Source organism: Pseudomonas sp. MD195_PC81_125, assembly GCF_014060985.1.
Taxonomy (GTDB): Bacteria; Pseudomonadota; Gammaproteobacteria; order Pseudomonadales; family Pseudomonadaceae; genus Aquipseudomonas; species Aquipseudomonas parakoreensis.
Genome location: NZ_JABULD010000253.1, coordinates 1 through 8,929, shown reverse-complemented (window position 1 = coordinate 8,929; position 8,929 = coordinate 1). Strand labels below are relative to the sequence as shown.

The window sequence follows — 8,929 nt, the reverse complement described above, 5'->3', positions numbered from 1 at the left end:
CGCCGGGCTGGTTTGTACTGACGCTGGCGGATTTCAATCTGCTCAGTAAGGCGCGTTGCGCTTCAGGATATTGAGCTTGAAGTCGAGAACACCGGCGCTGCGGTTCGAGTTGGTGCGTACGAACGTGCCGACTCTGGGATCATGTTTGTTACGACTTTGCCCGGCGCACAACAGCGCGCCGCCTCGGGTCTGGATTCTGACAGTGGGCGTATCCGTGTCGATCTGATCCAGCGTGATGATATTGCCCTTGGCATTGAGCAGGTTGAATGTGGTCTGGTCCCCATCTTCGGTTGCATAAGAGTTCAGGAAGTCTTTTTTCTTCACGGCTGATGGTTCTGTAGTAGTACTCGCCCGGCGTAAAGATATAAATAGTGTAGTAGTCATCAAGGCAGCGGAAGTAAAGGGTCAGTGCGTCCGGTGCAACATCTGGCTTGAGAAAGAGATAGTTTGAAACATCCAGGTGGTGGGAAAACGTAAAGGCTTCATAATCGGGTCGTGGAGTCGTGACCTTTCTGCCATACGTCAACTTGGGAAAGTGTGGATAGCCATAGCGAGTGCTCAATGTTGCAATAAAGGATTTTTCCTGATTGGTGCTCATGGTATTACTCGATCTTTTGAATGCTGATAACTAAACAGCCGGGCTGTTCAGTGGCGTAAGTGTTGAATGCTGAAACGTTGATGTCAGATTTCGTCGGGATCACTGAGAAACGATGCATTGCGCTCGATGATTTTCAGTGTGAACGGCAGGCCTGTGTTATCCGTCTCGGCCATATAAATGTAGGGTGCGCCTCGTCGACGCAACGCTGTGATCTGGCCGGCGTTACGTGCCTTGAGTCGCACTCGCTGACGATCACCGACCATATCCTGCAGGGTGATGATCCGGTTATCGTGGCTCAGCAAGTTGAAAGAGGTGGTGTCGCTGCCCGCCGGCAGAAAAGCCCCTAACACCCCGGCGCGATCCTTGCTCAGGCAATAACCTGTGTGCGTGGCGTGATCGCGTATGTAAAGGTGGTAATAGTCATCAGTACAGCGGAAATAAATGTTCATGGGTTGTACGTTTGTTACTTCCCTTTGGAAGCGGCAACCCAATAGGTGGGCATCATCGATTAATCTGGGAGTACCGGTGTAAAAACCGCCGGAAAATGATTTGTCGGTGCGCAAGACCGGTTCTTCATAAAGCGCTCCCAGGATATTCAGGTGGTGCTGGTCCAGCATTAATGTTGCGATAAATGACTTTTGCCTGTTCGTTGTCATGAACTCTTCCTTGAGTTTTTGATGGGTGTTTCTTCGTTCTGTGTGGATTTTTAGTTGCTGTTGCGGGTTCTGTTTTTAACACTAACAGCTAGGTTTTGTTGGTGTCCTGTTTTTCTTTGAAGTTGTTGTTTCAAGTTTTAAGTGAGGCGGCAGCGACTTTCACGCAGACGAAAAAAAAACCGGCCAATCACTTGGCCGGTTTTTCATGCTGCAGGTTTAACGTCGCATCAAGCGCCGTATACCGGCAGTTTCTTGCAGATGGCTTTGACTTTCTCACGAACGGCATCGATCACCGCTTCGTTGTTCAGGTCAGCCAGGATGTCGCAGATCCAGCCGGCCAGCTCTTTGCACTCTGCCTCTTTGAAGCCACGGGTGGTCACAGCCGGAGTACCGAAGCGCAGGCCGGAAGTGACGAACGGCGAGCGTGGGTCGTTTGGCACGGAGTTCTTGTTCACGGTGATGAACGCTTTGCCCAGCGCGGCGTCGGCGTCTTTACCGGAGATGTCCTGCTTGATCAGCGACAGCAGGAACAGGTGGTTCTTGGTACCGCCGGAAACCACGTCGAAACCGCGCGCGATGAACACTTCGGCCATGGCCTGGGCGTTCTTCACCACTTGTTCCTGGTAAGCCTTGAATTCAGGCTGCAATGCTTCCTTGAAGCAGATCGCCTTGGCGGCGATCACGTGTTCCAGCGGGCCACCCTGGGCGCCCGGGAATACTGCGGAGTTCAGCTTCTTCTCGATGTCGGCGTTGGCGCGCGCCAGGATCAGACCGCCACGTGGACCGCGCAGGGTCTTGTGCGTGGTGGTGGTGACCACGTCAGCGAAAGGCACCGGGTTCGGGTAGACACCAGCGGCGACCAGACCGGCCACGTGAGCCATGTCGACGAACAGGTAGGCACCGACTTTGTCCGCGATGGCGCGGAAGCGTGGGAAGTCGAGAATCTGCGAGTAGGCAGAGAAACCGGCCACAATCATTTTCGGCTTGTGTTCAACGGCCAGACGCTCGACTTCGTCGTAGTCGATCAGGCCATTGGCGTCGATGCCGTACTGCACGGCGTTGTACAGCTTGCCGGAGGAGGACACGCTGGCGCCGTGGGTCAGGTGACCACCGTGGGCCAGGCTCATGCCCAGAATGGTGTCGCCACCTTGCAGCAGGGCCAGGTAAACAGCGGCGTTGGCTTGCGAGCCGGCGTGCGGCTGAACGTTGGCGTAATCGGCGCCGAACAGCTCTTTGGCGCGGTCGATGGCCAGTTGTTCAACGACGTCAACGTACTCGCAGCCACCGTAGTAGCGCTTGCCCGGATAGCCTTCGGCGTATTTGTTGGTCAGAACCGAGCCTTGAGCTTCCATCACCGCAGGGCTGGTGTAGTTTTCCGAAGCGATCAGCTCAATGTGCTCTTCCTGGCGCTGAGCTTCTTGCTCCATGGCGGCAAAGAGATCGGCGTCGTACTTGGCAATAGTCAAATCACGGCTGAACATGGCGGTCCTCAAGGATCGGGGGCAGAAAAGGGGGGCATTCTAACCCAATGGGTTTTGGATGGCATATGAAACGACATCATGTCGCAGACAAGTGGCGTTCATGACAGATGTGCGGTGCTTTTGCCGGCCTGAAAAGATCGCAGCCTTCGGCAGTTCCTACAGTAATCGGGGCCGATTGCGAATACTGTGACCGACATCAATCCCTGTAGGAGCTGCCGAAGGCTGCGATCTTTTCTTCAGTCAAACATGAACAGCGCATCATTGCTGAACTGCGCTTCAAACCGGCTCGCCGGCATCGGTCGGCCGAACAGATAGCCCTGCACTTCATCGCAACCGTGCTCGCGCAGGAAGTCCAGTTGCTCATGGGTTTCCACGCCCTCGGCGATCACCGCCAGATTGAGGCTGTGGGCCATGGCGATGATCGCACGGGCGATCTGCGCATCCTGCTCGCCGGACGGCAGGCCGTCGACGAAAGTGCGGTCGATCTTCAGCACGTCGATCGGGAACTGCTTGAGGTAGTTCAGCGATGAATAACCGGTGCCGAAATCGTCGACCGCGATACTCAGGCCAAGGTTTTTCAGCCCGGCGAGAATCTGCATCGCCTCGCTGACTTCGCGCATCAGGATACTTTCGGTCAGCTCCAGTTCCAGGCACGCCGGTGGCAGCCCGGTTTCGCGCAGGATGGTGGCGATGCGTGTACCGAGCTGGCCATCGGAGAACTGCCGCGCCGAGATGTTCACCGAGACTTTCGGCACGCGCACCCGGTTCTGGTGCCAGGTCTTGAGTTGACGGCAGGCTTCGCTGATCACCCAGTCGCCAACGTCCACCACCAGCCCCAGCTCCTCCAGCACCGGAATGAAATCCCCCGGCGGCACCAGCCCGCGACGCGGATGACGCCAGCGCAGCAGCGCTTCGGCACCGGTCAGACGTTTGCCGTCGCCGCTGAATTGCGGCTGGTAATACAGGACGAATTCGTTCTGTTCCAGCGCATGGCGCAGGTCGCTTTCCAGCTCAAGACGCTCCAGCGCACTGGCGTTCATGTCGGCCTGATAGAACTGGAAGTTGTTCTTGCCACGCTCCTTGGCGTGGTACATCGCGGTATCGGCGTTCTTCATCAACTGACTGAGTTCGTTGCCGTCCTGCGGACTCAAAGCAATGCCGATACTGGCGGTGACGAAGAACTCGCGGCCTTCCAGCACGAACGGGCGCACCAGACTGGCGAGAATCTGCTCGGCCACATGAATCGCCCGGTTCAGCGCCATTTCGCGGCTGGAGCGGTGTTGCAGGAGCAGGGTGAACTCGTCGCCGCCCATGCGCGCCACGGTGTCGTCTTCGTCGACGCAGGCCAGCAGGCGCGTGGCCATGTCTTTCAACATGCGGTCGCCGGCGGCGTGGCCGAGGGAGTCGTTGATCGGTTTGAAGCGGTCGAGGTCGAGGAACATCAACACCACCCACGACTTCTGCCGCTCGGCCGATTGCAGCGCGGTGTGCAGGCGATCCTGGAACAGCGTGCGGTTCGGCAGGTGGGTCAGGGCGTCGTAGTAGGCCAGGCGATGAATGCGTTGTTCGCTGGCCTTGCGCTCGCTGATGTCGCTGAAGAAACACACGTAACTGGCCAGATCGCCTTCATCGTCGAGGACCGCCGTGATGCCGACCCATGCCGGGTAATGCTCGCCGTTACGCCGCTTGAGCCAGACTTCGCCTTCCCAGGTGCTGTGCTGATGCAGTTGCTTGAGCACGTAACGCAGGTGCGCGTCCTGTTGCTCGTCGACGGTGAGCATGTTCGGCAACTGGTCGAGTACTTCCGACACCGCGTAACCGCTGACCCGGCTGAAGGCTTCGTTGGCCTGCACGATATAGCCGGCGGGGTCGGTGATCAGGATCGCCGAAGTCGAGTGCTCGAATACCGTGGCCGCCATACGCAGGTCTTTTTCGGCGCGGCGCTGCTGGCTGATGTCGCGGCCGACGCCTAGCACGCCTTCGAACGCGCCGTGTTCGTCCCACACCAGCACCAGGCGCAGCTCGATCGGGATCTTGCGACCGTCGGCACGCAGGCAGTCGAACAGGAACATCTGCGTCTGCACCTGGCTTCGCAGCTGTGCGAGTTGCTCAGGCTTGTCGAGCGCTTTGCTGACCCGGTCCATCAGGGAGTAGATGCCGCTCAGTTGTTGCGGGTTGGCGATGGTCGATTGCCAGCCGTTCTGGAAAATCCACTCGGCGTCGTAACCCAGCACCGCTTGCACCGACGGGCTGACGTAGTTCAACGACAGCTTGCTGTCGGTGGAGAAAATCACGTCGCTGATGCTTTCGGCGAGCATGCGGTAGCGCTGTTCGCTGTCACGCAGCGATTCACTGGCCTCGATCTGCTCGGTGATGTCCTTGGCCACGCCGATGATCCGCGTGACCTGATCGTGTTTGTCACGGGCCAGCGCTTGCTCACGAATGTCGAAGCGCCGCCACTTGCCGTCACGATGGCGGAAGCGCAGCTGACATTGCAGCAACTGACTGTAACCGGCGTGCCGCTGCATCTGCCGTGAGCGGTGGTAATAGTCGGCGTCTTCCGGGTGCAGGAGGATTTCCCAGAAGTACTCGCCCATCTGGTGCAGCTCGGAGCGGTTGTAACCGAGGGTCTGGCCGAGGTGATGGTTGCTGAAGATCATCCGCTGGCTGATCACGTCCTGCACATACAGATGATCCGGCACCGTGCGCACCACGTCCGACCAAAAGCCTTCGCGCTCCAGCAGCGACAGTTCGATCAGCTTGCGGCTGGTGATGTCGTTGATGCTGAGGATCACCGCTTTATAGTCGTGCAGCTCCTCAGGCAGGCGCAGAACCATCCACAGGTGCTGATCGCGACCGTTGATGTCTGGCAGTCTGATTTCCAGTTCCAGTTGTTTCTGTTGCTGCAGAACCGCGTCGAGCACCTGGTTGCCGATGGCGCACTGGCTGTGCGGCTGGCCGTCGATCAGCAGTTGCCAGGCGTGCTCGCAGGAATGGACATTGAGCAGTTGCAGCGCGACCTGATTGACCTCGGTGACGCGCAGTTCTTGCAGCAGTTGCTGGCGCTGGGCCGGTTGGTCGAGCCAGGCCTTGAGCTGGTCGCTGGTCTGGATCTGCGCCTTGTCGAACACTTGCTTGAGGCCGGACAGATCGAGCACGCACAGCGCAACACCGGTGCCTTCGAAGATGTCCTGATAACGCCGGCGGCCTTCATGCAACTGGCGCTGGCGGCGACGCATGTTCAGCAGCGCGATCACCGGCAACATCGAGAACGCCAGGCCCAGCAGGCATTTGCCGATAAACGCTGGCAGCAGTTCTTCGAGCACCCGCTGACGGTCGAACAGCCCGCGCAACTGCCAGTCGCTGCTGCTCAGCGGTACGGTTAATACAGTGTTGGCCAGGTCGTCGGGGCTCAGCACGCCGGGCCTGGCTGAAGACAGCGCTTCGTCGCGGCTGATGATCTGGTGGTTGAGGCGGTTTTCAACCAGCCACAACGGGCGGATGCCGGTTTCACCCTGCTGGGTCAGCGAGTCGAAGAAGGTCGGGGTCAGGCGCAACACCCAGTAGCCGCGCGTGCTGCCGCTGGCCTGATGCAATAACAGATGCACCACCGAGCCGTCGTCGGCGTTGCTGAAGTAATGCGCCTGGGCGCGGCTGCGGCGCACCAGTTCAGCGAGGTAATCGGCGTCGTGGCTGTCGCTGGCGCTGTCGTTGAGGATTTTCCCGGATGGGCTGAGCAGGGCCAGGCTGCGCACGTCCGGCAGCGATTGCTGGAGCTTGCGCAGCAGCGCCTGCTGTTCGTCGGACGACTGCGGCTGTTCGACGATCGGTAGCAGGTTGAGGGCGATTTGCGCATTCAGCGACATGTTCAGGCTGACCTGCGAGGCGAGGTCGGCGGTGTAGTCGATGGTGTACTGGCGCTGGTTTTTCTGGGTCTCGCGCAATTGGTCGAGCAACTGCCAGAACAGCAACGCCAGCAGCAAAAGTACCAGCGTCGCCAAGGCACCCTTCAATGTTCCGCGCAGGGGCGAGCCGGTCCCCGGATTGGACGCGCTCACAGAAGCTGGCGGGGTAACGTTGGACAAGCTGAAATCCTGCGGTTTGGCTGGACTGGCGCGACGTGCACTATAAGCCGGACGCCCGAAGGGCGGCTAGCATGCCTTGAGTTGTGGCGAAGTGCCAGCCCCACTCGGCTGGACTGCCTTCCGTCATTCAGGTAGCTTTGCCGGTTACGCGGGAGCGTTCCAGCTCCTAGACTCAGACTTTTTCAGCGCGCACGCATTGATGACCATCAAGTGAACGACGCGCATCGGTCTGGCCGGGCATCGCCTGCGCTCCAATCATTCATCTGTCACTGACCCAAGGTTCTCCATGGCTCAATACGTCTTCACCATGCATCGGCTGGGCAAAGTTGTTCCGCCGAAGCGGGAAATCCTGAAAAACATTTCGCTGTCGTTCTTCCCCGGCGCCAAGATCGGCGTACTCGGCCTCAACGGTTCGGGTAAGTCCACGCTGCTGAAAATCATGGCCGGCGTCGACACCGAGTTCGAGGGCGAAGCCCGTCCGATGCCGGACCTGAACATCGGTTATCTGCCGCAAGAGCCACAACTTGATCCGACCAAGACCGTGCGTGAAGTGGTCGAGGAAGCGGTCAGCGTGATCAAGGACGCGCAAGCGCGTCTGGACGAGGTCTACGCCGCTTACGCTGACCCGGATGCCGACTTCGACAAGCTGGCTGCCGAGCAAGCCAAGCTCGAAGCAATCCTGCAGGCCAGCGATGGTCACAACCTGGAGCGTCAACTGGAAGTCGCCGCCGATGCGCTGCGTCTGCCGGCTTGGGACGCCAAGGTCGAACACCTGTCCGGTGGTGAAAAACGTCGCGTGGCCCTGTGCCGCCTGCTGCTGTCCGCTCCGGACATGCTGCTGCTCGACGAACCGACCAACCACCTGGACGCTGACTCCGTGGCGTGGCTGGAGCACTTCCTGCACGACTTCCCGGGCACCGTGGTCGCGATCACGCACGACCGTTACTTCCTGGATAACGTTGCTGGCTGGATTCTGGAACTCGACCGCGGCGCGGGCATTCCTTACGAGGGCAACTACTCGGGTTGGCTGGAAGCCAAGTCCGATCGTCTGGCCCAGGAGTCCAAGCAACAGTCGGCTCACGAAAAAGCCATGAAGGAAGAGCTGGAGTGGGTGCGCAAAGGCGCCAAGGCCCGCCAGTCGAAATCCAAGGCTCGTCTGGCACGCTTTGAAGAAATGCAGTCGCAGGAATTCCAGAAGCGTTCGGAAACCAACGAGATCTACATCCCGGCCGGTCCACGTCTGGGCGACAAGGTCATCGAATTCAAGAACGTCACCAAGGGCTACGGCGATCGCGTCCTGATCGACAACCTGTCGTTCTCCATGCCGAAGGGCGCTATTGTCGGCGTGATCGGTGGTAACGGTGCCGGTAAATCGACCCTGTTCCGCATGCTGATGGGCAAGGAAACGCCGGATTCGGGCAGCATCGAAGTCGGTGAAACCGTGCAACTGGCCTGTGTTGACCAGAGCCGTGAAGACCTCGACGGCAGCAAGACCGTGTTCCAGCAGATCTCCGACGGTTCCGACCAGATCCGCATCGGCAACTACGAGATCCCGTCGCGCACCTACGTCGGTCGCTTCAACTTCAAGGGCGGCGACCAGCAGAAGTTCGTCAAGGACCTGTCCGGTGGTGAGCGCGGTCGTCTGCACCTGGCGCTGACCCTGAAGGAGGGCGGCAACGTCCTGCTGCTCGACGAACCGTCCAACGACCTCGACGTCGAAACCCTGCGTTCCCTGGAAGAAGCCCTGCTGGACTTCCCGGGCGCCGCCATTGTGATCTCTCACGATCGCTGGTTCCTGGACCGCGTCGCGACCCACATCCTGGCGTACGAAGACGACTCGCAAGCGGTGTTCTTCGAAGGTAACTACACCGAGTACGAAGCCGACCGCAAAAAGCGTCTTGGCGAAGCGGCGGCCCAGCCACACCGGGTACGCCACAAGAAACTGGCCTGATTCGGGGTGGTTGGATGAAAAAGCGGAGCCTTCGGGCTCCGTTTTTTTTGCCTGGGTTTCTTCAGCAATACCGGGTTGCGTTCATCGCTGGCAAGCCAGCTCCCACAGGTTTTTTGTTGTACCTGGAATGTGTGGGTGCCGCGAAAACTGTGGGAGCT

At 59.1% G+C, this 8,929-nt stretch carries 5 protein-coding genes; 1 reads left to right on the top strand and 4 read right to left on the bottom strand.

Going from position 1 to position 8,929, the window contains the following annotated elements:
• Positions 1 to 42: 42 nt before the first annotated feature.
• From HT737_RS11085 to HT737_RS11070, 4 genes are all read right to left on the bottom strand, one after another.
• Positions 43 to 324 carry a hypothetical protein gene (locus HT737_RS11085; RefSeq protein ID WP_182402538.1) on the bottom strand — a complete coding sequence of 94 codons (282 nt, stop codon included), beginning with the start codon at positions 322 to 324 and terminating at the stop codon, positions 43 to 45.
• A 357-nt stretch (positions 325 to 681) separates the two neighbouring features.
• On the bottom strand, positions 682 to 1,254 hold the full coding sequence (locus HT737_RS11080) for a hypothetical protein (protein ID WP_182402536.1): 573 nt from the start codon (positions 1,252 to 1,254) through the stop codon (positions 682 to 684).
• Positions 1,255 to 1,481: 227 nt separating this feature from the next.
• On the bottom strand, positions 1,482 to 2,735 hold the full coding sequence (glyA, locus tag HT737_RS11075; RefSeq protein WP_041065242.1) for a serine hydroxymethyltransferase: 1,254 nt from the start codon (positions 2,733 to 2,735) through the stop codon (positions 1,482 to 1,484).
• A gap of 236 nt (positions 2,736 to 2,971) precedes the next feature.
• On the bottom strand, positions 2,972 to 6,820 hold the full coding sequence (locus tag HT737_RS11070) for a bifunctional diguanylate cyclase/phosphodiesterase (protein ID WP_121187282.1): 3,849 nt from the start codon (positions 6,818 to 6,820) through the stop codon (positions 2,972 to 2,974).
• Positions 6,821 to 7,106: 286 nt separating this feature from the next.
• Between HT737_RS11070 and ettA the strand changes: the two genes are divergently transcribed.
• On the top strand, positions 7,107 to 8,771 hold the full coding sequence (ettA, locus tag HT737_RS11065; RefSeq protein ID WP_047296679.1) for an energy-dependent translational throttle protein EttA: 1,665 nt from the start codon (positions 7,107 to 7,109) through the stop codon (positions 8,769 to 8,771).
• Positions 8,772 to 8,929: the final 158 nt, after the last annotated feature.